Source organism: Streptomyces sp. NBC_01241 (genome assembly GCF_041435435.1).
GTDB lineage: Bacteria > Actinomycetota > Actinomycetes > Streptomycetales > Streptomycetaceae > Streptomyces.
In genome coordinates this window covers 8,037,738-8,062,667 of sequence record NZ_CP108494.1, presented here as the reverse complement: position 1 = coordinate 8,062,667, position 24,930 = coordinate 8,037,738, and the positions used below count along the sequence as shown (strand labels likewise).

The following is a 24,930-nucleotide window of genomic DNA, read 5'->3' as shown; positions in this document are numbered from 1 at the left end:
TCAGATCAGCACCTTGCGCCGCGATTCGAGATAGACCGCGATGTCCTCGATGCCGACGCCGGTGAGGCAGTCGGTGAGGACGACGGGGCGGTTGTCGCGGACCCGGTGGGCGTCGGACTCCATGACGCCGATGTCGGTGCGTACGTACTTCGCGATATCGATCTTGTTGATGACGAGCAGATCGGAGTCGGTGATGCCCGGGCCTCGTTTACGGGGCATCTTCTCGCCCTCGGCGGTGTCCAGGACGAAGAGGAAGAGATCGACGAGGGCCGGGCTGAAGGTGAGGGTGAGGTTGTCGCCGCCGGACTCGTAGAGCAGCGTGTCGGTGTCGGGGAAGCGCTCCAGCATTTCGGCGCCCGCCGCCAGGTTCATCGTGGGGTCGTCCCGTACGGCCGTGTGCGGGCAGGCACCCGTCTCGACGCCGACGACGCGCTCCGGTTCGAGGATCCCGTCGAGGGTGCGGCGGACGTGCTGGGCGTCCTCCTGCGTGTAGATGTCGTTGGTGATGACGCAGGGGCGGTGACCGCGCTCGATCAGTGCCGGTACCAACGCTTCGATAAGCGCGGTCTTGCCGGATCCGACCGGTCCGCCGATGCCGACCCGCAGTACCTTGTCGTCCATGGTGCTTCCTGACTCGTGTGTGGGGGTGGATCAGCTGGCGAAGAGCCGGGCCTCGGCGCGTTCATGACGGCCCGACATGACGTCCGAGGCGAAGACGGTCGCTCCGACGTCGTCGAGTTCGCGTCGCAGCGCGTCCTCGGCGGCCTCCTCGATGACGGGTGCGGCGCCCCGCAGCAGGGTCTGCGCCCCGCGGTGGTCGGTCAGCCGCAGGCGCAGGGCCGCGCCCGCGAAGCTCGCGCAGAACGCGAACAGGTCCGAGGCGACGGCCTGACGGACCGGCACACCGGCCGCCGCGTGGATGACCCCCGCGGCGACCGCCTGGGTGCCGGGCGCCTCCCGGCGTACGACGCGTTCGAAGTAGTCACCGATCTCCGGGCGGTCGAAGACCTCCCGGGCCAGGTCGAGGAGTTGCCGTCCGGTACGGGTGGCGGCCCGGCGCATCTCCCGGCCCAGCTTCGTGGCGAACAGGTGCTCGTCGATGGCGACGACGTTCTCCGGTTCGCCCGCCCGTGTCGCCCGGTGGGCGAGCGCGAGCGCGGTGGCGTCGGCCGGACCGACGCCGTGCAGCAGCAGGTCTTCGAGCAGCAGCGGCAGGCTGTCGGGCCCGATCGCGCCGGCCTGGGCGAAGCCTTCGAGGCTGTGCGACAGCGTGTAGAAGCCGCTGGGGAAGGACGAGTCGGTCAGCTGGAGGCTGACCAGCAGCGGCCCGAGCGCGGGCTCGCATGTCCCGGCCCCCGCCCCGGCGGCTTGTGCTGCCGCCGGGGCCGGGCGGTCCCCCAGGTTGTCGTTCTCGTCGCGGTACATCGGCGCTAGACCAGGAAGTACAGGTGGTTGAGGGGCAGTTTCTCGGCCGGGTCGATGGTGGCAACCTTGCCGTTGAGAGTGACCTTGAACGTCTCCGGGTCGACCTTGATGTCCGGCAGCACGTCGTTGCGGACCATGTTGTGTTTGCCGATGGTCCGGGTCCGGCTGACCGGCAGGATCTTGCGCTCCAGGCCCAGTTCGGCCGGAACCCCGGCGGCGATACCGGTCTGGGACATGAAGGTGACGTGCGTCGCCTGCAGGGCCTTGCCGTACTGCCCGAACATCGGGCGGTAGATCACCGGCTGCGGGGTCGGCAGGGAGGCGTTGGGGTCGCCCATCTGTGCCCAGGAGATGATGCCGCCCTTGATCACCATCTTCGGCTTGGCGCCGAAGGAGTGGATGGGCCAGAGCACGATGTCGGCGAGCTTGCCCTTCTCGATCGAGCCGACGTGGTCGGAGATGCCGGTGGCGATGGCCGGGTTGATGGTGACCTTCGCAAGGTAGCGCAGCACCCGCTGGTTGTCGTTGCGGGCGGAGTCGCCCTCCATCGTGCCCAGCTTGTCCTTGCAGTGGTGGGCAATCTGGAAGGTCCGGGTGACGGACTCGCCGACCCGGCCCATGGCCTGCGAGTCGGAGGAGACCATGCTGATCACGCCGAGGTCGTGCAGGACCGACTCGGCGGCGATCGTCTCGGCGCGGACGCGGCTGTCGGCGAAGGAGACGTCCTCGGGGATGTCGTGGCTGAGGTGGTGACAGACCATGACCATGTCGAGCAGTTCGTCCACCGAGTTCTTGGTGTACGGCAGCGTCGGGTTGGTGGAGGACGGCAGCACGTTCGGCTCGCCCGCAACCCGCAGGATGTCCGGGGCGTGGCCGCCGCCGGCACCCTCGCTGTGGAAGGTGTGGATGGTGCGGCCGTCGAACGCGGAGCGGGTGTCCTCGAAGAAGCCGCCCTCGTTGAGGCTGTCGGTGTGGATGGTCACCTGGACGTCGTACCGGTCCGCGACGCTCAGCGCGTTGTCGATCACGGCGGGGGTGGCGCCCCAGTCCTCGTGGACCTTCAGGGCACAGGCCCCGGCTTCGACTTGCTCGTTGAGCGCTTCCGGCAGACTGCCGTTCCCCTTGCCCATGATGCCGAGGTTGACCGGGAAGGTCTCGGCCGCCTGGAGGAACCGGGCGATGTTGTACGGGCCGGGTGTGCAGGTGGTGCCGTTCGTGCCGTCGGAGGGACCGGTGCCGCCGCCGATGAGAGTGGTGATGCCGTTGGTGAGTGCCTGCTCGGCCTGTTGCGGGGCGATCAGGTGGACGTGGCTGTCGATGGCGCCCGCGGTGGCGATGAGGTGCTCACCGGCGATGGCCTCCGTGCCGGGCCCGATGACCAGGTCGGGGTGGACGTTGTTCTGGGTCTGCGGATTGCCGGACTTGCCGATCCCCGCGATGAAGCCGTCCTTGATGCCGATGTCGCACTTGACGACGCCGACGATGGCGTCGATGACCACGACATTGGTAATGACGGTGTCGAGTGCGCCCTGGCCGCTGGTGGCCTGCGGGTCGGAGCCCATGCCGTCACGCATGGTCTTGCCGCCGCCGTAGAGGATCTCGTCCCCGTACTGGCCCTCGCTGAAGTCCTTCTCGACCTCGACGACGAGGTTGGTGTCGGCGAGGTGGAAGCGGTCGCCGACCGTCGGGCCGTACATGTCGGTGTATTGCTTGCGCGGCAGGATGGGCATCAGCGCGAACCCTTCTTCTTCGCCTTGGAGTCCTTCGAGTCCTTGGCGGTCTTGGCCGAATCCTTGGTGTCCTTGGTGCTCTTGGTGTCCTTGGCGCTCTTCGCCGGTGCGCCGGAGGCGGCGCCCTGGAAGCCCTGCTCGATCGCCTTGCGCACGGCCTCGACCTTGGCGGGGTGCGAGGCGAGGCTGCCGTTGAGCAGTCCGCTGAAACCGACGAGGCGGCCCGTGCCGGCGTACGCGCACAGCTCCACCTCGCGCGATCCGCCGGGCTCGATGCGTACGGAGGTGCCGGCGGGAATGTTGAGGTGCATGCCGAGCGCCTTCTGCCGGTCGAACGACAGCGCCGAGTTCACCTCGAAGAAGTGGTAGTGCGACCCGACCTGGACCGCGCGGTCGCCGGTGTTGCTGACGGTGAGCCGGACCGTGCGGCGACCGGCGTTGATCTCGACCGGGTCCTTGCCGTAGAGATATTTCTGACGGAACGTCATGCGGTGCTCCTGATGACTTGGCCCGCACCATGGACGTGCGGGTGCTGATGCGTGTGCAGATGTCCGAGCCCATGGCCGTGGTCCTCGCCCGGCGGGTGGGTGTGGGAGTGGCCGTGGTCGTCGGCGGCGGTCAGCCCGGTTGCGATGCCGTCGTCACCACGCTCGTTCCACCGCCGCCGGGCAGCGGCCACGCGCTCGGCGAGGATCCGGGCCAGCGCGGCGGGTGGCACCGGCGGACCGGCTCGTTCGACGTGCGTGCCGGGTACGTCGGGTACCTCCGGCAGGGCGAAGGCGGCCGGGAGCAGCACCACGCGGGAGGCGCCGAGCAGCCGGCAGCGCCGCACCCCTTCGGCCGGGTCGGGATCGCCGCCGCTGAACGCGACCTCGACCAGCGGGTGGCTGCCGTAACGGCGGACCAGGCTCGCGACCCGGTACAGCTCGGCGTCGTCGAAGGGGTCGCCGGCCGGGGCGGTGACGAGCAGCGCCGATGTGGCGGGGACGCGGCCGGCCGCCGCCCGCAGCCAGCCGATGAGGTACTGGGAGGTGCCGAAAGGCTCGGCGAGTACGGTCGCGGAGCGTTCGGCGGCGGGCAGCGCGCGCAGCGTACGGGCGGTATCCGCGACGAGTTCCGGGTCGCGGCCCAGCGTCATCGGGACGACGCAGCCCTGTTCGCCGCCGCGCGTCAGCCCGGCGATGCTCCGGTAGAGCTCACGCCCGCTCGGCACGACGATCACCGCCGGGTCCACCAGGCCGTGCAGCGCTTTCCCGTGCGCGGCTTCGTGGCCGCACACGGCGATCACCCGGCAGTGGTCGGACACGGGGCTCAGCCGCCGATGGGGTCGTGGCAGGACACCAGCTTGGTGCCGTCCACGAAGGATGCCTCGACCTGGAGCAGCCCGAGCATGTCCCGTACCCCCGGCATGGTGTCGTCCTCGCTGACGATCTGGCGGCCGAGTTCCATGCAGTCGGCGACACTCCTGCCGTCCCGGGCGGCCTCCAGGATCGCCTCGGTGATCAGAGCCACGGACTCGCTGTAGTTGAGCTTGAGACCGCGGCCCTGGCGCTTGCGGGCCAGGTCGGCCACTACGTACACGAGCAGCTTGTCGATCTCGCGGGGGGCGAGGTTCATCGTCGGTACCTTCCTCGGGGTGTACGGGAGAACGGGGCGGTTTTGTGGGCGGGCAGGGGTCAGTCGCTCCGGCGGAGCCGTGGCAGCAGCGGGACGGCCGCCATGAGCACCCAGGTCGTGAGGATGAACGGCCAGGTGAAGGTGTGGCCGCCGAACGGTTTGAAGAACGAGGTCAGCGAGCCCGTCAAGGCGGTGGTGGCCGCGCAGCCGAAGAGCGCGTACGCGCCGTTCCACACCGTGCCGGTCAGGAAGACCGCGCCGACGGCGATGGCGACGAGAACGGCGTTGTATCCGTAGATGCCCCCGGCGATCAGTGCCGTGGGGGCGCCGAGCGCCCAGGCCGCGACGATGCCCACGATGCTGCCCGCCGCCGCGAACAGCACCACGCGCACTCCGGCGAAGGCCAGCCCGACGAGCATGATGAGCCCGACGTACCACTCACCGACCAGGAAGATCTGCGACACGTTGGTGCAGAAGGCGTGCCACAGGTCGTCCCAGGAGATGCCGGTGTCGCCGCGGGTGGTGCTGGCGACCGTCTTCGGGGCGCCGTGCCAGATCCGGTCGAAGGACGGCGCACCGACCACCATGACGCCGGAGACGAGGCAGAACGGCGCGGTGAGCGCGGTCAGCCGGTAGGGGGCGAGCAGCGTGGTCAGCGTCGCCATCAGCAGGGTGCACATGATCGCGCCGCCGACGGCGAGCACATAGGTGGCGGGGTGGTGGCCGAGCGAGGTGACCAGGGCGATGCCGGTGAGGCAGCCACTGTAGCCCTGGAGTCCGAGGGCGATGCCCGACCGGTCGACGCCCAGGGCATAGGCGGTCGCCGTGGAGATCAGCGTGCCGAGGGTGGCGAAGAGGCCGATCCGCCAGCCCGCCACCCACAGCCCGGCGAGGATGAACGCGCCTGTCCAGATCCCGGGTTGGAGGTCAACACCGTTGCGTTAGGGCCGTGAGCGGCTACTGAGGCCGTGGGCGAAGAATGCAACGGTGGTGTGGACGGTGTAGTTCTGGGCCTTCTGGGGGTGCTGTCCGGCGTTCGGGCCGTACTTGCTGGTGGGGTTCTTGCGTGTGCGGGCCTTCACTCGTTGCCGTCGGTGGGCGGGCAGGAGGGCGTCCAGGGCCGCGTGGCCGATCCTGCCGACCAGGTCGACGAGGGTGTTGGGGAAGATTCCATGGCCGGCAGTGACGGTGTCGGTTGCGGCGGCCAACAGGACGGTGAAACTGATCCGTTCCATGGGTACTTCCGGCCGACCGGTCAGGGCGTCGTCGCCGGCACGGATCAGAGCCTGGTAGGCGGTGAGCAGGGCGTAGACCTCCTGGTCGAGGCCATCGATACTGCGGGAGCGCAGGACGCGGCCGTCAAGCATCGTGGCCTTGATCGAAAAATACGTAGTTTCCGCCTGCCACCTGCGGTGATAGAGATCAACGAGCTCGGCGGCCGGATAACGGACGGGGTCCAGCAGGTTGGTGATCAGCCGCCACCGCTCGGTGCGGACGGTGCCATCGGCCAAGGTGACGATGAGGGTCGCCTCGATCACGCGCACCGGCAGCAGTACCCGCAGGACACCGTAGCCGATGCGGGCGATGTAGGAGCCGTCGCCCAGGTGCTCGGCGGGGGTGGGGACGCGGCGGGCCCCGGAGCGCACCAGGAACCGCGCCCCGCTCTGATGGACGGCATCAAGGAACTCGCTGCCGTCGAAGGCCGCGTCGGCCAGCAGGAGCATCGTCTTGTCCAGGGCGGTCAGAAGCCGCTTGGCATAGGGGAGTTCGCCCTCGGACTCCGGTCCGAAGGCGGCGGCTATGAGCGCGCGGGTGCCGCACTCGACCAGGGCCAGCAGCCGCAGGAGCGGATAGCCGAACTCCAGACCCTCCCCGGCCCGTTTGGGGTAGCGCCAGGTGAGCGTCTCGTCGTCGGGGGTGTGCAGCAGGGTCCCGTCGACGGCCACCGTGCGCAGGCCCCGGTAGAAGGACCCGGCCTGCCCGGGGCGGGCGACGGGCCCGGCAAGCGTCTCGAACAGACGCCGCAGAGGTGCGGCCCCCACCCTGCGCCTGGCCCGCGTCAGCGAGGAGACCGCAGGATGCACCAGGGCCAGCGGGGTCAGGGCGGCGGTCAGCTTGGACCACACCGTGCGGTACGAGCGGTGTTCGAACAGTGCGAGAGCGAGCACGAAGTACACCACCACCCGCGAAGGCAGCAGCCGCAGGCGCTTCTCGCGCCGGCCGGTCTCCTCCAGCACCGCGTCCACCAGCGCGAAGTCCACGACCTGGGTCAACTCTCCCAGATGACCCGGCGCGAACACACCCCGGGCTGTCTCGATCGTGGACGTGATGACAGACTTCTCCTGCAACGGGACCCCTGATCTTGACCGACTTTCTTCGCCGATCGTTGATCTATCAGGTGGTCCCGTTGCGCTGTTCAGCAGGGCTTGACGTACAGCTCAGGGGCCAAACGCAACGGTGTTGGGTTGGAGGTCGACCTGCCCGACTCCGCGCACCGAGGCCACGAGGTAGGCCATCGGCTGCCGGCTTTCGAGTCTCCGGACGACACCCGGCTCGGCGAGGGGCACGGCGGACTCCAACGATCGGCGGAAGACCGCTCCCATGACTCCGCAGAGAGGCCGGAATGTTGCTCTCTGCCATACAGACACATACGGCATGCCTCTTCTCGTTGTGGGGCGTTCCACTGACCCGTTCGGGTTTCGCCCGGGGTGGATCAGTGCGCTGTGTGCCCGGCGTCCGCCGCCGCTCGTTACGGTCGCCGGATGCCCCCGAAGATGCAGCTGCACCGCTTCACGCACCCCGATCACCACCCCGGGGTGCAGCTCACCGTCGTAGCGGTCGTCGCGATCGGCGGCGCCGCGGGAGCAGCGGCCCGCTATGGTGCCGAACTCCTCTGGCCCATCGGCCCCACCGCGTTCCCCTGGACGACTCTGCTGGTCAACGCGGTGGGCTGCTTCCTGATGGGTGTCCTGATGGTCACCGTGAAGCTGCGCTTCCCGGGCGCGCCCCGGCTGATCAGCCCGTTCCTGGGCACCGGCCTGCTCGGCGGGTTCACCTCCTTCTCGTACTACACGAACAAAGTGCGGCAGCTGTTCGAGCACGACCGGCCGGGCTATGCGGTCGGCTATCTGCTCCTGACCGTCGTGGCGGCGCTGGCCGCGGTGACGACGGGGGCCTTCCTCACGCACCTCGCGTTCGGGCGCGATCACCGGGCCCAGGAGGGCACGTGATGCTCGACTGGCTGCTGGTGCTCGCGGGTGGGCTGGTCGGCGCGCCCCTGCGGTATCTGATCGGGGTGGACGCCAAGTTCCGCCTCCACACCGTATTCCCGTGGGGCACCTTCGCGGCGAACGCCGGTGCGTCCCTGCTCCTCGGATTCCTCTCCGAGGCGGCGACCGGCGGAGACATCGGCCCCCGCCTCCAACTCCTGCTCGCCACCGGTTTCTGCGGCGCCCTGTCGACCTGGTCGACGTTCTCGTACGAGCTGCTGACCTTCACATCGGCCCGCCGCCTGGCCACCGCGGCCGGCTATCTGCTGCTCGGCGTCGGCGCGGGGGTCGGGCTCTCGTTCGCCGGGGCCGCGGTGGCGAAGGCGGTGTTCTGACCGGCGAACGCCCCGCAACGGCCGAACTCCGGCCCACCCGTTGAGGGGTGGGCCGGAGTTCGGGTGTGAAGGCGAGAAGCGCTCAGTCGATGCCGGGCAGGATGTGCGGCTCGGCGAGGTCGTCCTCGTAGCCGGCCAGCCGGATCGGTGCGGACCTGGCCCAGACTTCGATGTTCCGGAGTTTCTCGGGACCGCGGGCCCGCTCTCCGTGGCGTTCGGCCGGTCGCTTCTCGTTCTTCGTCAGTTCTGGTGTCGTCACCGCGCACTCCTTTGTGTCGCGTAACCCCGGGCGTCACCGACGCCCCGGTCTCAGAACCGGGCGTCGACCGCCCGCGAGGGCAGGGGAAGGAACAGTTCGGTCGCGGTGGCGCCGGATACGGGGCGGGACGGCGACTCGGTTGACAAGCCTGTCCCAGGACGGCCGAGGAGGGTTTGTGGACTCCCCGGTGACGTCCGTTCGGATCAGATTAACCAAATGAGCGCGTTCCCGCTCGATGGAACCTGTGTCATGGGTCACTTTCGGCCACCTCGCACGGAAAAGACCCGGCCAGGAGCGATGTCCCGGCCGGGCCCACGGCGCAGCACGCGACGGCGCTACCGATGGCATCGCCCCCACGGGACGACCGGTCGGCTACCAGTTGGCGGGCGCGTAGTCCTTGAGGAAGCAGCCGTACAGGTCCTCGCCCTCCTCGCCGCGCACGATCGGGTCGTAGACGCGGGCGGCGCCGTCGACCAGGTCGAGCGGGGCGTGGAAGCCCTCCTCGGCGAGGCGGATCTTGTCGGGGTGTGGCCGCTCGTCGGTGATCCAGCCGGTGTCGACGGCCGTCATCAGGATGCCGTCCTTCTCGAACATCTCCTGGGCGCTGGTGCGGGTGAGCATGTTCAGCGCGGCCTTCGCCATGTTGGTGTGCGGGTGGCCCGCGCCCTTGTAGCCGCGGCTGAACACCCCTTCCATGGCGGACACGTTGACCACGTAGGAGCGCTTGGCGGCGGTCGCGGCCATTGCCGGACGGAGCCGGCTGATCAGGATGAACGGCGCTGTGGAGTTGCAGAGCTGGACCTCCAGCAGCTCGATCGGTTCGACCTCCTCGACCGTCTGGATCCAGCTGTTGGTGTCATGCAGGTCGGGCACGAGACCGCCCGCGTCGATCGCCGTTCCGGCGGCGATCCGCTCCAGCGAGGCGGACCCGGTGACCAGGGCGAGTTCGGTGACGTCCTGCGCACTCAGGCCTTCCCTGCGGGCGGCCGGGAGAGCGGCGACGCGGTCGACGGTGCCGCTGCCGAAGGTGCCGATGACCTCGGCGGCGGGCAGCTCACCCGCCGGAAGCGGGGCGGCCTCGGCGTTGACCAGTTCGCTGTACGCGTTCGCGGACCGGCGCACGGTCTGCGCCGCGTTGTTGATCAGGATGTCCAGCGGGCCCTCGGCCGCGACCGAGTCGGCGAGCGCGACGACCTGCGCGGGGTCACGCAGATCGATGCCGACGATCTTCAGCCGGTGGATCCACTCGTCACTGTCCGGCATCGCCTTGAAGCGGCGGATCGCGTCGTTGGGGAAGCGAGTGGTGATGGTGGTGTGCGCACCGTCGCGCAGCAGCCGCAGCGCGATGTACATGCCGATCTTCGCGCGGCCGCCGGTGAGGAGCGCGCGCCGGCCGGTGAGGTCGGTCCGGGCGTCGCGACGCGAGCGGTTCTCCTTGGCGCACTGCGGGCAGAGCTGGTGGTAGAACGCGTCGACCTCGACGTACCGGGTCTTGCAGATGTAGCAGGAGCGGGGGCGCTGGAGGACGCCCGCGATCTCGGCACGGGACGAGGACGACGGCAGGACCCCCTGGGTCTCGTCGTCGATGCGGTCGGCCGAACCGGTCGCGGTGGCCTCGGTGACGGCCTTGTCGTGCGCGGTCTTGGCGGCGCGGCGCTCCTGACGGCGGCGCTGCTTCACGGTCCGGTAGATCCCGGCCGTGGCACGGCGCACGGCGATGGCGTCGGGGTGGTCGATCTCGATGGTGTCGAGTTCGTCGAGCACGCTCAGGCAGACGGCCAGCCGCTCCGGGTCGATACCGGGACCGAACTCCTCAGTACCGGAAGCGAGCTCCGGGCTGTCCTGTGTCACCGTCATTGCCGTTCCTCTGTCGCTTGTCCCTCGTGGCGCCGACCGCCGTACCTGTTCCTGCCGGGCCGAACGCCCCGGTCAAGTCTGCCATGCACGGGATGCTGCTCCGTTCGTGTGATGTCTCGTGCATGACGCGCGTGGCACGGAGGCGCTCCGCCCCGACGGCTCCTCCACGGTTCGGTCACCTATGCTTCCTTGCGATACGGCCGGGGTCGAGCCGTGCCGTCCGTACAAGGGGGTGGACCGTGGCCGAACTCCCGGCGGGCAGCTCTCCCGCCGGCGCCTCCGTGCGCCCGGACGCCGTCACCGTACAGAACGGTCCCGCCACGGCCGGCAACGAGTCCACAAGCGAAACCGGCACCGGCAACGAGTCCGCAAGCGAAACCGGCCACGGTTCGGTGTGGAAGGTCGACGCCGTGATCCTGCTGGTCGAGGACGACGCCGGTGACGCCCTCCTCGTCGAGGAGATGCTCGCGGACAGTGAGCTGGATTCCGCGCTGACCTGGTGCAGGACGCTCGCGGAGGCGCGCCGGTTCCTGGCCGGCTGCCGCACCCCGTGCTGCGTACTGCTCGATCTGCATCTGCCCGATGTGTACGGCCTGGACGCCGTGACCCGGATCGTCGAGTCGGCGCCCGATGCGGCCATCGTCGTGCTGACCGGCAGGGCCGAGGCAGATACGGGCCTGTCGGCCGTGGCGACCGGCGCCCAGGACTATCTCGTCAAGGGACGGCTCGATCCGGAGGCGCTGGGCCGCTCGGTCCGTTACGCCCTCCAGCGCAAGCAGGTCGAGCAGGCCGCGGCGGCGCTGCGCGCCAACCGGCTGATGGCGCGGGAGAACGCCCGCCTCGAACGCGGGCTGCTGCCCGTGCCCCTGCTGCACGACGACTCCTTCGAGGCGGTGGCACGGTACGCGCCGGGCCGGGCGCACGCCCTGCTCAGCGGTGATTTCTACGACGTGGTGCAGACCTCCGACGGCACGGTGCACGCGGTGATCGGCGATGTGTCGGGGCACGGGGCCGCGGAGGCGGCGCTGGGTGTCTGCCTGCGGGTCGCCTGGCGCACTGCGGTGCTGTGCGCGACCGGCCGGCTCGAACAGGTCCGGCTGCTGGAGGAGATCCTGGTCGCCGAACGCTCCGACCCGCATGTCTTCGCCACCTTCACCTCACTCTCCTTCTCCCCGGACCGGCGCCGGGTGCAGGTGGTGCGGGCCGGTCACCCCGGGCTGTTGCTGCGCAGCGGTGACCGGGTGAGCTGGGTCGAGCCCGAGCCTGGGATGGCCCTGGGGCTGCTGCCGGGGACGGGACGGTGGAGTGTCTCGGAGCTGGCCCTGCCCGATGACGGCCGGATCGTCCTCTTCACGGACGGCCTCTTCGAGGGGCGTACGGGGCCAAGCTCCCGGCTCGGCGAGGACAGGCTGCTCGCCCTGGCCCGCAGTCGCGGGGCCCTGCCGGCCCGCGCGTTCGTGGACACCCTGGTCGACGAGGCCGCCGAGGCGGCGTCCCCGTACGGCGGTCTCGCCGACGACGTGGCCGTGCTCCATCTGGGCTGGGGCCGGGAGACGCCGCGATGAACGGCCGGGACGCATCGCCGGCGCCCGGGCGCGGCCTGACCTCGCGACTGTCCGTCCAGAACTGGGTCCATCTGATCCTCGCCGTCTTCGTGCTCGTCGTCTGCGCGGGCCTGACCGTCGGGGGCCTCGTGCTGTCCCGGATATCCGACCGCACGACCGAGCTGGTGGACCGCATCCAGCCCGCCCGCTCCTCGTCGTTCCAGTTGCAGAACGCGCTGCTGGAACAGGAGACCGGGGTCCGCGGATTCGCGCTCACCGGCGACCCGGCCTTCCTGCGGCCGTACGAGGCGGGGATGCGGGACGAGAAACTGCGGATGGCCCGCGTACGCGCCCTCGTCGGGGACGAACAGCCCTTCGCCGGCGATCTCGACCGGATCGCCGCGGCCTCCCGGGAATGGCGCAGCGGGCATGCCGAGCCGCTCGTCGCCGCCGTCCGCCGGGGCGGCCCGGCGTCCGAGACCTCCGCCCCGATCCGGCGGAGCACGGACGAATTCGCCACCCTGCGCCGCCTGTACACGGCTCAGCAGGCACATCTCGACGTGGCTCGCGACCGGGCCCGCACCGATCTGAGCAACGCCCGCACCACCCGTGACCAGGTGCTCATCTCGCTGGTCGTCGGCTTTCTGCTCGCCGTGGGCTCGCTGAGTCTGCTGCTGCACCGGATGGTCGGCCGGCCGCTGGACCGACTGACCGCCGCCTCCGAGACGGTCAGCTCGGGGGCGTTCCGTAAGCGGATCGAGGTCGACGGGCCGTCCGATGTGCGGGCGGTGGCGGCGGCCGTGGAGGACATGCGCCGCCGCATCGTCGAGGAACTCGCCGAGTCCCGGGAACGCGAGACGCTGCTGGCGGAACAGACGCGGGAGCTGCGCAGGTCCAATGCCGAGCTGGAGCAGTTCGCGTACGTCGCCTCGCACGATCTGCAGGAGCCGCTGCGCAAGGTCGCCTCGTTCTGCGGTCTGCTGGAGAAACGGTACGGCGCGGAGCTCGACGACCGGGCGCGGCAGTACATCGACTACGCGGTCGACGGCGCCGGGCGGATGCAGGTGCTGATCAACGATCTGCTCACCTTCTCCCGCATGGGACGGGTACATGAACGGTGGAAGCCGGTCGACCTGGACCGGTCCCTGGACCGCGCCCTGGCCAACCTCGCGCTGGTCGTCGAGGAGTCCGGTGCCACGGTCGTACGGGAGGCCCCGCTGCCGTCGCTGACGGGGGACGCCACGGCACTGTCCATGGTCTGGCAGAACCTGATCGGCAACGCGGTGAAGTTCCGCCGCCCCGGCGTGCCGTGCCGGATCACGGTGGGCTGTGTGCGGGAGGGCGACGACTGGCACTTCCGGGTGGCGGACAACGGCATCGGCATCGCGCCGGAGTCCGCGCAGAACGTCTTCGTCATCTTCCAGCGTCTGCACGGCCGGGAGGAGTACGAGGGAACGGGCATCGGTCTGGCCCTGTGCCGGAAGATCGTGGAGTTCCACGGGGGCCGGATCTGGCTGGATCCGGAAACCACCGAGGGCACCTGCATCCGTTTCACGCTGCCGGTCGCCCCCGCCGCACCCGCGCACACCGCGGTACGGCCGCCCGGCCCGGACGCCGCCGTCGAAGGACTCGGACATGGCTGAGATCTGCCGGGTTTTCCCCGGAGTGGGACCGTTCGTCGCGGGTAGGCGAACGTCGAGAAGCTGTCATCGAACACCCCTGCGTCGCCCTGGCTGGAGCACATGAACGAACAGGTCACCTCGCGACCGCCCGGCCATCCCTGCCCGGACCGGTCCACGGAGGTTCTGCACAGCGCCGAGGTGTTCGACGGCGAACCCGGCTGCATCGCGCAGGCCCGGGACCTGGCCGACCGCTTTCTGGTCCGGCTGGCCGCCGAGTGGCTCGCGGTGTTCGGCGAGCACACCCGCAGCGATCTGATGCTGGCCGTGAGCGAACTGGTCACCAACGCGGACCGCTACAGCCAGGGCCCGTACCTGCTGGAACTGGAGGGCACCGCGGAGCGCGTCAGCGTCACGGTGTACGACAGCAGCACGGCTCTCCCGCTGTTCTACTCACCCGACCCGGCGCGCCCCGGCGGCCACGGCATGGAGATCGTGGTGGCGCTGTGCGACCGGCTGACCGCCGAGCGCGTACCGGTGGGCAAGCGCATCCGGGCCGAGTTCGGCTTGAGCACCTGACCTGTGGGGCGGGCGGGACGCCGCCCGCCCCACGACCACGGCCGGCCACCCGGACCTCGTTCGGGCGACGGCTTCATGCGCGACCCGACTGGCGCAACTTCCCCGTGCTCCGGGAACGATGCACACGGATCGGGGCATCTAGTGGGGGTCCCGTGGATGCGGACAGACACCTCACGCCTCATCCCCCACCGGAACAAGGGGTGCATCCAGCATGCAGATGTCCAAGCCGGCCGCACCCACGGCGCCCACGAATCCGGGCCTCAAGCGGGAAATCGGGCTGATCGGTCTCATCTGGACCTCGGAGGGGTCCATCATCGGGTCAGGCTGGCTGTTCGGCGCGCTGTTCGCCGCTCAGGCGGCCGGCACGGCGGCGCTCATCTCCTGGGGCATCGGGGCGCTCGCCATCATCGTGCTGGCGTTCGTGCATGCCGAGCTGGGGGCCATGTACCCGGTCGCGGGCGGCACCGCCCGCTTTCCGCACTATGCCTTCGGCAGTGCCGCCGGCGCGTCCTTCGGATGGTTCTCGTGGCTGCAGGCCGTCACCGTGGCGCCGATCGAGGTCATGGCGTCGCTGAACTATCTCAGCGTCCACGCCCCTTGGGTGCAGACCGGCAAGAATCACCTGACACCCGCGGGGTACGGGCTGGCCGTCGCGTTCATGGCGTTCTTCGTCGTCGTCAATTTCTTCGGCATCAAATGGCTCGCCCACACCAACAGCCTGGCGACGTGGTGGAAGGTGGCCGTCCCCGTCTTCACCATCATCGTGCTGGCCGCCACCACCTTTCACGGCAGCAACTTCGGCTACCAGGGCTTCGCCCCCTTCGGCGCCAAGGGCGTACTCTCCGCCATCAGCACGAGCGGCATCATCTTCGCGCTGCTCGGCTTCGAGCAGGCCGACCAGTTGGCGGGCGAGAGCCGCAATCCGGCCAGGGACATCCCGCGGGCGGTCATCGGCTCCATCCTCATCGGCGTCCTGGTCTACGTGGCACTTCAGGTGGTCTTCATCGCCGCCCTGCCGCACAGCGCGTTCGCCCACGGCTGGGCCGACCTCTCCTTCAGCGGAAAGGCCGGCCCGTTCGCCGGGCTCGCCACCTCCGTCGGACTCGGCTGGCTCGCCACGCTGCTGTACATCGACGCGGTCGTGTCACCGTCCGGTACGGGCCTGATCTACACGACCGCCACCTCTCGGGTCTCCTACGGCCTGTCCCGCAACGGCTACGTCCCGGCGGTCTTCGAACGCACCACCAGGCGCGGCGTCCCGTGGTTCAGCCTGCTCTTCGCGTTCGTGGTCGGGCTCATCGTGTTCCTGCCGTTCCCCACGTGGCAGAAGCTGGTCGGCTTCGTCACATCCGCGAGTGTGCTGATGTACGCGGGGGCGCCGCTCGCCTTCGGGTGCCTGCGCAAGCAGGACCCGGACCGGGCTCGTCCGTACCGGTTGCCCGGCGGGATGTTCTGGGCGCCCGTGGCCTTCATCGTCTCGAACCTGATCATCTACTGGGCGGGCTGGGACACCCTGTGGCGGCTCGGCGTGGCCATCGTGCTCGGCTATCTGCTGCTGGGCGGCTCCGCGCTGCTCAAGCTCAATCCCAGGGTGCCGCACATGGACTGGTGGTCCGCGCAGTGGCTGCCGGTGTACCTCGTGGGCATGGGGCTGATCTCCTGGCAAGGCGGATTCTGCAGCACGGGCCCGGCGTCCAAGGCGTCGTGCGGCGCAACGGATGCCCTGCCGTTGTGGTGGGACATCGCGCTCATCGCGGCGTTCAGCCTGGTGATCTACTTCTGGGCCCAGGCCGTCCGGCTCCCGGACGAGGAGACCCAGGAGTACATCGGCTCCGTCGAGGTGGTGCCCGGCGGGTGACCCGGCTCCGCGCCCGGCTCCGGCGCGTCCGTGTGTCAGACGCTCTCGAAGACGCAGTCACCGCACAGGCCACCGGCCGGGCAGCGGTAGTACAGGCAGCAACTGCGGCGGCGGAACGCCGTGTCGTGCGGGGCTCCGGTGTTCCGCAGATCCGGGTGGTCGAAGAGTTCGGCGACCAGTGCGCGGGCCCGTGCGGACACGTCGGGGCGGCCGTGACTTCGTGCCCAGGCGACCAGTTCGCGCAGGGCTCCAGCCAGCGCCGACCCCGCGTTGCCCCACAACAGCCGGTTCGACAGGGAGCCGTCCCGGTGGATCGCCTCGGCGAGGGGCACGAGGTGGCCGAACTGGACGACCTCCCGGATCCGGTCGGCGGTGGCGGGCAGCGTGTCGGAGGTGCTCAACCACAGATCGTCCGGGGCGGTGTGCCCCGGGCCCCAGTACAGGGCATCGGGCGAGAGACCGGGCAAGCGCCCCGTCAGGGCCGCCGGGCCGAGCGCGACCGACCAGAGGCGGGCGGCCAGCCCCAGGTGCGCGACGGAGGCTGCGACTCTGCGCTCGGAGGTACGGAGCCGGTCGGCGACTGTGTCGATGCGGGCCGTGAGCGGTGCGGATTCCCCCGCGTACAGCAGGGCCAGCGGGCGGTACGCACCCTCGGGCGGTGCGGTGGTGCGCAGGGCGAAGAACCCACCCACAAAGGGCCCTGCGGGCTCGTCCATCGCGTTGCTCCCTCTCGGTTCCGCGGTCGCCGCGACCGGTGACCCACCTCCCCGGACCGCGGGCATCCGGAGTGCCGCGAGCCGCGTGACCCGGCGTTCACCGTATCCCCTCCGGTTGATCCACTCGGAGTCCTCAAGAGGGAGGACTACCGTCGGTAGGAGGACCTCGGGACCACTCCCGTACTACCAAGGCAGTACGACGGATCGCCCCCTCAAGGACGACGACACGGCTGCCTCGGAGGGACATCGTGGTGTACATGAGTTCCCTTGCGCTGTCCGTGCTTCTGTCACTGGTCTCCGCGGTCGCCTACGCGGCCGGGGCGATCGTCCAGGAGCGCGTGGCCGCGGCCGGCGACGGCCGTTCGCTCGCACCCTTGCGCAACCGCGTCTGGTGGGCCGCCGTGGCGCTGAACGGGGCGGGCGCGGTGCTGCATGTCGTAGCGCTGGCATACGGTCCGCTGAGTCTTGTCCAGCCGCTCGGTGCGCTGACCATCGTCTTCGCCCTGCCGATGGCGGCGCTCTTCGTACGCCGCCGGGCACGGGCCACCGCATGGCGCGGCGCGATCATGGCAACCGTCGGTCTGGCGGGCCTGCTCGCGCTCACCGGGAACGGCGAGTCGCGGTCGCTGAGCGGCCCGGATCAGCTGATGCTCTCCGGGGTGACCCTCGGTGGGGTCGCGGCGCTCTTCCTGGCCTCCAAGGGTGTGCACAGGCCGGTGGTGCGGAGCGTGATCGTGGCAGGGGCTGCGGGTGTGGCTTTCGGTATCGCCTCGGTGTTCACGAAGACGGTGGCGGTGCGGTGGACGTCCGGTGACGCGGGGGCCGGGATGCCGGCGCTGCTGGCGATCGCCGCGTTCGCGGCCGCCGGGCTGCTCCTGTCCCAGATCGCGTACCGGGGTGCCGGGCTGACCGCGCCGCTGGCCACGGTGACCGTGGTGAACCCGGTGATAGCCGCGGCCGTCGGCATCACCATGTTCGACGAGGAGTTCCGGCACGGTACGGCGGGCACCGTGCTCGCGCTGGCGTGCGGGGTGGTCGCCGCGGGCGGGCTGATCCTGCTCACGACGGAGCGGCTGGGTGCGGAGCACCTCGCCGGACGGAGTGCGGGAAGCGAACACCCGGTCGTTGCGGGGGACGGGACGGTCGGGGCGGACGCGGCGGGCCGGGACGGGAAGCAGGGCGCCGACGGCGTCGCGGAGCCGGCGGCCGGTCTGTCCCGGCCGGTCGGGACGCGGACGGTTGTCGCTCCTTGCGAGCCCGCCACCGCCGTACCGGCGGCGATGACGCCCGTGAGGCCCGCCGCGGCCGACGAAGCCGTCGCGGAGGCCTTCTCGGTAGCCCCTGCACTGCCTCCGCTCAGGCCGTTGAAGCGTCGGCTCGGGCAGGTGGAGTTCGGGCCCGGGCGGCCGTCGGACACCCGCCCCGCCGCACGGCGGGACGACATGCCGTCCACGGGGTCCGGCGCAGCCGATGAAGCCGCAGGACCGCCGAAGGCCGTTCAGACGCTGACGCCGCCCGCTCTGAGATAGGCCAGCGGATCGACGTCGGAGCCGTAGCCGGGGCCGGTGCGGATCTCGAAGTGCAGGTGCGGACCCGTGACGTTCCCGGTAGAGCCCGAGCGGGCAATCCGCTGGCCCGCGGAGACGTGCCGGCCCTCGCGCACGTGAAGCGCGGACAGGTGCGCGTACTGACTGTACTTCCCGTCGCTGTGCCGGATGACGATCTGGTATCCGTACGCTCCGCCCCAGCCCGCCGAGACGACCGTGCCGGAGTCGACCGCCTTCACCGACGTGCCGGTCGGAACGGGGAAGTCCACACCGGTGTGGTAGCCGCTGGCCCAGGAACCTGTCTGGTGGTACGGGGTGCCGATACCCGCCGCGACCGGCGCGACGAGGCCGGCGTGCTTCTCCGCCCGCTCCTGCTTGTGGCTCTCGGTCTTCTTCGGGTGGGTCTTCGGCTTCGCGATCCGGTGGTGCGGCTTCGCCGTTGGGTGCTGGGGCTTCGCTGCTTCGTGCTGCGGCTTCGCCGTTGGGTGCTGCGGCTTCGCCGTTGGGTGCTGCGGCTTCGCCGTTGGGTGCGAGGACGTGGCCGCTTGCTGCTTCGGCTCGGCCGTCCGCTGCTGCGGCTTTGCCTTTTCGTGCGGCGCGGCCGTCGCCTTCGGCTTCCTCGTCGGTTTCGAAGCGGTCGAGCCCGCCTTGGCATCCGTTCTCGATGCCCGGGCCGCGTCGAGGCTCAGGCGCTGCCCGGGAAAGATGAGGTCCGGGTCGTCCCCCACGACCTTGCGGTTTGTTGCGTACAGGTGCTGCCAGCCGCCCCGTACGCGCTCGGTCGCCGCGATCGCGGAGAGCGAGTCGCCTGATGCAACGGTGTACGACTCGCGCTTGCCGTGCACGGTGGTCGGCGTGGCGGGCGTGGCCGTCCGCTTCGTCTCCGGCTTTCCGGCGGCGGCCTTCCCGGGCGTCTTCACCCGACTGGTCCGCGCGGACTGGGTGTTGACGTCGGGGGCGTCCCCGCCGCTCGTCAGCCCCGCCCGTGTCGAGCAGCCAGGCCAGGCACCGGGCCCCTGCCCTTCGAGCACCTTTTCCGCAACGGTTATCTGCTGGTCCCTGGTCGCGAGATCGGCGCGCGGGGTGTACACCGTGCCCCCGTAGGCCGCCCAGGTCGACCGGGTGAACTGCAGGCCACCGAAGTAGCCGTTGCCGCTGTTGATGTGCCAGTTGCTGGTGGACTCACAGGCGGCGACCTTCTCCCAGACATCCGTCGGCGCAGCGCCCGCCGAGGTCGCCGCGACGAGCGGCAGAGCGATGCCCGCGCCTCCGGCCGTGACCGTGAGCGAGGCGCGGTTGAGCCGGCTGGGCTGATATCTGCGGTGCCGTCCGTTCGCGGCCATGACTTGGCTCCCCCACAGGCAGTAGGACACGTCGCAAGCGCCCAACTTATGGGCAGACAAAGGCTGGTGACAAGAGAGCAAGGCCCTGCCCACCCCTCGCGGACGGCCCGGACGGTCTGGGCCGGACAGCCACCGCGATTCGTGTCCGGTGCGGTCCGCCGCGCAGCGTCTCGGTGATCGGTGTACCGGTGTGAACGGCTGGTATGCGGCGAACCGGCGCAGCCCGGTGGGCATGGATCCGGCGGGAGGATGGCACGGCCGAGGAAGGGGAGGAATGTCAGCGGCATGGGGATGTCGCGGACGGAGCCATACGGCCCACGCTGAAAAGCCGTTGCCCCGCCCCGTATCCATACTGAAGACCCCGGCATCCCCCAACAGATTGCAGAGCACACGGATGAGCGGCACCGCGCAGATCGGCATCACAGGACTGGCGGTCATGGGCCGCAATCTCGCCCGCAACTTCGCCCGCAACGGCTTCACGGTCGCCGTGCACAACCGGACGACCGCGAAGACGGACGCCCTCGTCGAGGAGTTCGGCGACGAGGGTTCCTTCGTGGCCGCGCGTACCCCACAGGAGTTCGTCGCGGCGCTGGAACGTCCGCGGCGGCTGGTCATCATGGTGAAGGCGGGCGATCCGACGGATGCCGTGATCCAGGAGTTCGCGCCGCTCCTGGAGGAGGGCGACGTCATCATCGACGGCGGCAACGCGCACTTCGAGGACACCCGCCGCCGCGAACGAAAGCTGCGCGAGCGTGGCGTCCACTTCGTGGGCGTCGGCATCTCGGGCGGCGAGGAGGGCGCGCTGAACGGGCCGAGCATCATGCCCGGCGGCTCGTCGCAGTCGTACGAATCGCTGGGGCCGCTGCTGGAGAAGATCGCCGCCAAGGCGAAGGACGGCGCCCCGTGCACCACTCACATCGGTCCCGACGGGGCCGGACACTTCGTGAAGATGGTCCACAACGGCATCGAGTACGCGGACATGCAGCTGATCGCGGAGGCGTACGACCTGCTGCGCAAGGTGGCGGGCTACTCCCCCGCGAAGATCGCCGAGACGTTCCGCGGCTGGAACACCGGCCGCCTCGATTCCTATCTGATCGAGATCACGGCGGAGGTACTCGCCCACACCGACGCGGCCACCGGAAAGCCCTTCGTCGACATCGTGCAGGACCGGGCGGAGCAGAAGGGCACGGGGCGCTGGACGGTGCAGATCGCGCTGGATCTCGGAGTGCCGGTCTCCGGTATCGCGGAGGCCGTCTTCGCCCGCTCGCTGTCCGGCCATGCGGATCTGCGCGAGGCGGCGAAGGACCTGGCGGGCCCGTCGGCCACGGTGCTCGACGCATCGGCCGGCGCGGCTTTCGCCGACCGGGTGGAGCAGGCGCTGTACGCGTCCAAGATCGTCTCGTACACGCAGGGGTTCCACCAGATCCGGGCGGGCAGCGAGGCGTACGACTGGAACATCGACCTCGGCGCGGTAGCGGCGATCTGGCGGGCCGGGTGCATCATCCGGGCCGCGTTCCTGGACCGGATCCGAGCGGCCTACGACACCCGCCCGGACCTGCTGAGCCTGCTCTCGGACGAGCAGTTCGCCACGGAGATCGGCGCGGCCCAGGACGACTGGCGCGCAGTCGTCGCGGAGGCGGTGCGGCAGGGCGTGCCGACGCCGGGTTTCGCGGCCGCGCTCTCGTACTACGACGGACTGCGCGCGGACCGGCTGCCCGCGGCGCTGACCCAGGGGCAGCGCGACTTCTTCGGCGCGCACACATATCGGCGTACGGACCGCGAGGGCTCCTTCCACACGCTCTGGGGCGGCGACCGGTCCGAGGCCAAAGCCGGCTGATACACGGGATGCCGGCGGGCGCTCCGAGCCCACAGCGGCGCGCGGCGTTCGGCAGCCCTGCCGATGCGCCAGCGCGCGAGGTGGACGGCTCTACGCGCCCTTTACGCGCCCGTTTGCCGCAATCGTCGTCCCCGCCGTCGCCGTCTACCCCGTCGTCCTGTCTTCGCCGGGAGGTCGCGCTGGTCGTCGCCTCATGTGACGTCCGAAAGTGCGTCGAGGAGCTGGTGGGTGAAGGACCCGGCCCACCGTCGCCCGGTCGGGTGAGCCGGGGTGCGGCGTCGTCGTACGTGTGCGTAAGTAGCAACGGGTCTTCTTGCTCTCCCGATCCGAGGGCCCGCTGCACTCCGTACCGCTGACGTCCCATGGAGCCCCCGTATGCCCGACGCCATGCCGGAACCGGTCGCGGCCCAGCCCGTCGTCGCGCCGTTGACCAGCGCCGCCCTGATCCTGGTCGCCACGATCGAGCCCGGTGGTGAGCCCGTCGTCCGCGAGGTGCTGCCGGATCTGGCGGCGATCGCCCGTTCCATCGGGTTCCGGTTCCCGGGCGCCGGCCTGGTCGCGGTGACCTCCTTCGGCTCCGACGCCTGGGACCGGCTGTTCGCCGGGCCGCGCCCGGCGGGGCTCCACCCGTTCCAGGAACTGCACGGTGCCCGCCACCGGGCCCCCGCCACGCCGGGCGATCTGCTGTTCCACATCCGGGCCGAGCGGATGGACGTCTGTTACGAGTGGGCGGCCCAGCTGCTCGACCGGCTCGGCACGGCGGTGAAGGTCGTGGACGAGACGCAGGGGTTCCGCTACTTCGACCACCGGGATCTGCTCGGCTTCGTCGACGGCACGGAGAACCCCGTGGGGGCGGACGCACGGTCGGCGGCCCTGGTCGGCGCGGAGGATCCGGAGTTCGCGGGCGGCAGCTACGTCATCGTGCAGAAGTATCTGCACGACCTCGCGTCCTGGAACGCGCTGAGCACCGAGGCGCAGGAACACGTCATCGGCCGTACGAAGTTCACCGACATCGAGTTCCCCGACGACGTCAAACCCGCCGACTCGCATGTCGCCCTCAACACGATCAACGAACCGGACGGCACGTCGCGCGAGATCCTGCGGGCCAACATGCCGTTCGGCAGCTTCGAGCAGGGCGAGTTCGGCACGTACTTCATCGGTTACGCCGCCGATCCGGGCGTGACCGAACAGATGCTCCGCAACATGTTCCTCGGCAATCCGCCCGGCACGCACGACCGCATCCTCGACTTCTCCACGGCGGTCACCGGCACACTCTTCTACACCCCCCGCGCCGACTTCTTCGACGCCCCGCCGCCGTCGCCCGCCATGACCGCGGCCGAGGCCCCGCCGGAGCCGGCGTCCGCGCCCGCGGTGGCGCAGGCCCCGGTCCCGGTCCGGTCGGACGACGGCTCGCTGCAGATCGGCAGCCTGCAAGAAAGCACCCAGTGATGAACAACCTTCACCGCGAACTCGCCCCCGTCACGGAAGCCGCCTGGGACCAGATCGAAGAAGAGGCCCGGCGCACCTTCAGCCGCCACCTGGCGGGCCGCCGTGTCGTCGATGTCACCGGGCCGGAGGGCCCGGGACTCGCAGCCATCGGCGACGGTCATCTGCGCACGATCGACCCGCCCACACCGGACGTGATCGCCCGGGCCCGCACTTCGGTGCCCGTGATCGACTGGCGGGTGCCGTTCACGGTGACCCGGTCGGCCGTGGACGACGTCGAGCGCGGTTCCGACGACAGCGACTGGCAGCCCGTCAAGGAGGCGGCCCGCACCTGTGCGTTCGCCGAGGACATGGCCCTCATCGACGGGTACGCGTCGGCCGGCATCACCGGCCTCCGGGACGGCTCCTCTCACACCCCGCTGCCGCTTCCGGCCGACGCCCGCGACTATCCGGCCACCGTCAGCCAGGCGCTGACCCAGCTGCGGCTGGCCGGGGTCGACGGCCCGTACCGGCTGCTGCTCGGCGCCGACGCCTTCACCGAAGCGACGGAGACCTCCGACCACGGATATCCGGTGGCCACCCACCTGGCCCGGCTGCTGGACGATCAGATCCTGTGGGCGCCCGCCGTCACGGGCGGCGTCCTGCTGTCCACCCGGGGCGGCGACTTCGAACTGCGCCTGGGCCAGGATCTGTCGATCGGCTATCAGGACCACGACGCGACCAGCATCCGGCTCTACTTCCATCAGTCGTTCACCTTCCGGATGCTGACGCCGGAGGCCGTGATCCCGATCATCGCCTGACCGCCTCGACGGTCCGGGGCAACCGGTGGGCGCATCGAGCCACGGGCGGGGCTCGGCCGTCGATGTCACGGCGCGGGCGGACGGCGCGCCATGAGGCGCGCCGTCCGAGGGGCCGGAGCCCGCGAGACGGACCGTGCGGTCAGCCGGTCGGATGGGGTGACGGCTCCGGTTCCGGTACCGGCTCGGGGTTCGGGCTGGGCGGCTGCGGAATCGGATCCGGCGACGGGCCGGGCGGGACGGGTCCGGGCGGCGGAGGCGGCGGCTCCGGCAGCGGCGACGGCGGCTCGGGCATCGGTCCGGGCGTGGGCGCCGGTGGCACGGGGTCGGGGTACGGGTTGGTCATCGGAGGCCTCCGAGCGGTTCGGGGTGGATCTCCTTCCACCGTCCCCCGGAGCGGCTGCCCGCGCCTGGTGAGCCCATGCGTACGGGTTCCGGATGACCTGTCCGGGTGCACCGTCCTTGCGGCGGGTCAGCGCGCGGCGGCAGCGGCCGCGGCTGCGAGGCCCGTCCGGGGGCTGGCGAGCACCGGGATCCGGGTGACTGTACGGGTGGCCGCGTCGGCCATCGACGCCTGCGCCAGCACGATGACATCGGCGTCCGTCACCGCATCGGCCGCCGCCGCGACCAGGTCCAGAAAGCCGTCGCGGTCCCCGGCCTCGAAGCGCGCCCAGGCCCCCTCGACGAGGACGGTGCGAACCTCGACGGGCCGGTCCGCCACCTCTTCGTCGAGCAGGGCGAGGGTCGGCGCCAGGGTGTCGCCCAGCGCCGCGAGGACCACCACGCGATTCCGTTCCGCGGCAGCGGCCGCCATGGGACGGTCGACACGCAGCACGGGAGCTCCGGCCGTCGCCCCGGCCGACTCCGCGACCCCGCCGATCGTCGAACACGTGCAGAGAACAGCGGACGCACCCTCGGCGACCGCGCCCGCGAGCAGCGCCCGGATCTCGTCCGACACCGCTTCCGGGCCCTCGTCCCTGGCCCGGGCGAGCAGGTCCTCGGACACGAGATGGCGCAGGGCGAGTCCGGGATGATCCGTGTCCCGGAGCGCGTCGAAGACCGGGACGTGGACCGGGGAGGTGTGCAGCAGTGCGAGTGTCATCGGCCGAACGTACAACTCCGCGGCCCGGTTCCGGTCATCGGCCGAGTGGA

Annotated in this window: 22 protein-coding genes and 1 pseudogene; 10 read left to right on the top strand and 13 right to left on the bottom strand. The window is 70.5% G+C overall.

The window, feature by feature from the left end; all coding sequences use genetic code 11:
- The 8 genes and pseudogenes from ureG to OG306_RS36560 form a co-directional block, all read right to left on the bottom strand.
- On the bottom strand, positions 1–621 hold the full coding sequence (gene ureG / locus OG306_RS36595; RefSeq protein ID WP_266750750.1) for an urease accessory protein UreG: 621 nt from the start codon (positions 619–621) through the stop codon (positions 1–3).
- Positions 622–651: 30 nt separating this feature from the next.
- Positions 652–1,425, bottom strand: coding sequence for an urease accessory protein UreF (locus tag OG306_RS36590; RefSeq protein ID WP_266904584.1), 774 nt, complete (start codon positions 1,423–1,425; stop codon positions 652–654).
- A 5-nt stretch (positions 1,426–1,430) separates the two neighbouring features.
- Positions 1,431–3,155 (bottom strand): urease subunit alpha, encoded by a 1,725-nt coding sequence (gene ureC / locus OG306_RS36585; protein WP_266750747.1) that lies wholly within the window; start codon positions 3,153–3,155, stop codon positions 1,431–1,433.
- Positions 3,155–3,643, bottom strand: coding sequence for an urease subunit beta (locus OG306_RS36580; RefSeq protein ID WP_266750745.1), 489 nt, complete (start codon positions 3,641–3,643; stop codon positions 3,155–3,157). Before OG306_RS36580 ends, ureC begins: the two co-directional genes overlap by 1 nt.
- Positions 3,640–4,461, bottom strand: a complete 822-nt coding sequence (locus tag OG306_RS36575; protein WP_266750744.1) for a cobalamin biosynthesis protein CbiX — start codon at positions 4,459–4,461, stop codon at positions 3,640–3,642. Before OG306_RS36575 ends, OG306_RS36580 begins: the two co-directional genes overlap by 4 nt.
- A gap of 5 nt (positions 4,462–4,466) precedes the next feature.
- Positions 4,467–4,772, bottom strand: coding sequence for an urease subunit gamma (locus tag OG306_RS36570; RefSeq protein ID WP_266750742.1), 306 nt, complete (start codon positions 4,770–4,772; stop codon positions 4,467–4,469).
- Between the two features lie 59 nt (positions 4,773–4,831).
- A pseudogene (locus tag OG306_RS36565) lies at positions 4,832–5,704 on the bottom strand (urea transporter); the annotation flags it as partial.
- 9 nt (positions 5,705–5,713) lie between these two features.
- Entirely contained in the window at positions 5,714–7,120 is a 1,407-nt protein-coding gene (locus OG306_RS36560; protein WP_371666109.1) for an IS4 family transposase, read from the bottom strand.
- A 414-nt stretch (positions 7,121–7,534) separates the two neighbouring features.
- Between OG306_RS36560 and OG306_RS36555 the strand changes: the two genes are divergently transcribed.
- A complete protein-coding gene (locus OG306_RS36555) occupies positions 7,535–8,002 on the top strand; it encodes a fluoride efflux transporter FluC (protein WP_266750739.1) in 468 nt (155 codons plus the stop codon).
- Positions 8,002–8,376, top strand: coding sequence for a fluoride efflux transporter FluC (locus tag OG306_RS36550; RefSeq protein ID WP_266750738.1), 375 nt, complete (start codon positions 8,002–8,004; stop codon positions 8,374–8,376). The genes OG306_RS36555 and OG306_RS36550 overlap by 1 nt, the downstream gene beginning before the upstream one ends.
- Positions 8,377–8,458: 82 nt before the next feature.
- On the opposite strand, the gene OG306_RS36545 is transcribed toward OG306_RS36550, so the two are convergent.
- Positions 8,459–8,635, bottom strand: coding sequence for a hypothetical protein (locus OG306_RS36545; protein ID WP_266750736.1), 177 nt, complete (start codon positions 8,633–8,635; stop codon positions 8,459–8,461).
- Positions 8,636–9,007: 372 nt separating this feature from the next.
- Complete coding sequence (locus OG306_RS36540) at positions 9,008–10,492, bottom strand: SDR family NAD(P)-dependent oxidoreductase (protein ID WP_266750735.1); 1,485 nt, start codon at positions 10,490–10,492, stop codon at positions 9,008–9,010.
- 392 nt (positions 10,493–10,884) lie between these two features.
- Between OG306_RS36540 and OG306_RS36535 the strand changes: the two genes are divergently transcribed.
- The 4 genes from OG306_RS36535 (at position 10,885) to OG306_RS36520 (ending at position 16,092) form a co-directional block, all read left to right on the top strand.
- Positions 10,885–12,057, top strand: coding sequence for a PP2C family protein-serine/threonine phosphatase (locus tag OG306_RS36535; RefSeq protein ID WP_266752614.1), 1,173 nt, complete (start codon positions 10,885–10,887; stop codon positions 12,055–12,057).
- Entirely contained in the window at positions 12,054–13,679 is a 1,626-nt protein-coding gene (locus OG306_RS36530) for a sensor histidine kinase (protein WP_266750733.1), read from the top strand. Before OG306_RS36535 ends, OG306_RS36530 begins: the two co-directional genes overlap by 4 nt.
- 99 nt (positions 13,680–13,778) lie before the next feature.
- Positions 13,779–14,234 (top strand): ATP-binding protein, encoded by a 456-nt coding sequence (locus OG306_RS36525; RefSeq protein WP_266750732.1) that lies wholly within the window; start codon positions 13,779–13,781, stop codon positions 14,232–14,234.
- Between the two features lie 211 nt (positions 14,235–14,445).
- Positions 14,446–16,092, top strand: coding sequence for an APC family permease (locus OG306_RS36520; protein ID WP_266750731.1), 1,647 nt, complete (start codon positions 14,446–14,448; stop codon positions 16,090–16,092).
- A gap of 35 nt (positions 16,093–16,127) precedes the next feature.
- Here the strand turns inward: OG306_RS36520 and OG306_RS36515 are convergent, their stop codons facing one another.
- Positions 16,128–16,808 carry a (2Fe-2S)-binding protein gene (locus OG306_RS36515; RefSeq protein WP_266750729.1) on the bottom strand — a complete coding sequence of 227 codons (681 nt, stop codon included), beginning with the start codon at positions 16,806–16,808 and terminating at the stop codon, positions 16,128–16,130.
- A gap of 248 nt (positions 16,809–17,056) precedes the next feature.
- Between OG306_RS36515 and OG306_RS36510 the strand changes: the two genes are divergently transcribed.
- Positions 17,057–18,337, top strand: coding sequence for a DMT family transporter (locus OG306_RS36510; RefSeq protein WP_266750727.1), 1,281 nt, complete (start codon positions 17,057–17,059; stop codon positions 18,335–18,337).
- On the opposite strand, the gene OG306_RS36505 is transcribed toward OG306_RS36510, so the two are convergent.
- Complete coding sequence (locus OG306_RS36505) at positions 18,307–19,698, bottom strand: transglycosylase family protein (RefSeq protein WP_266750726.1); 1,392 nt, start codon at positions 19,696–19,698, stop codon at positions 18,307–18,309. The two genes, OG306_RS36510 and OG306_RS36505, sit on opposite strands and share 31 nt — an antisense overlap.
- Positions 19,699–20,092: 394 nt before the next feature.
- Between OG306_RS36505 and gndA the strand changes: the two genes are divergently transcribed.
- The 3 genes from gndA (at position 20,093) to OG306_RS36490 (ending at position 23,781) form a co-directional block, all read left to right on the top strand.
- On the top strand, positions 20,093–21,535 hold the full coding sequence (gene gndA / locus OG306_RS36500; protein ID WP_266750724.1) for an NADP-dependent phosphogluconate dehydrogenase: 1,443 nt from the start codon (positions 20,093–20,095) through the stop codon (positions 21,533–21,535).
- A 375-nt stretch (positions 21,536–21,910) separates the two neighbouring features.
- Complete coding sequence (locus OG306_RS36495) at positions 21,911–22,984, top strand: Dyp-type peroxidase (protein WP_266750723.1); 1,074 nt, start codon at positions 21,911–21,913, stop codon at positions 22,982–22,984.
- Entirely contained in the window at positions 22,984–23,781 is a 798-nt protein-coding gene (locus OG306_RS36490) for a family 1 encapsulin nanocompartment shell protein (protein ID WP_266750721.1), read from the top strand. Before OG306_RS36495 ends, OG306_RS36490 begins: the two co-directional genes overlap by 1 nt.
- 469 nt (positions 23,782–24,250) lie before the next feature.
- On the opposite strand, the gene OG306_RS36485 is transcribed toward OG306_RS36490, so the two are convergent.
- On the bottom strand, positions 24,251–24,880 hold the full coding sequence (locus OG306_RS36485; RefSeq protein WP_266750720.1) for an arylsulfatase: 630 nt from the start codon (positions 24,878–24,880) through the stop codon (positions 24,251–24,253).
- Positions 24,881–24,930 lie beyond the last annotated feature (50 nt).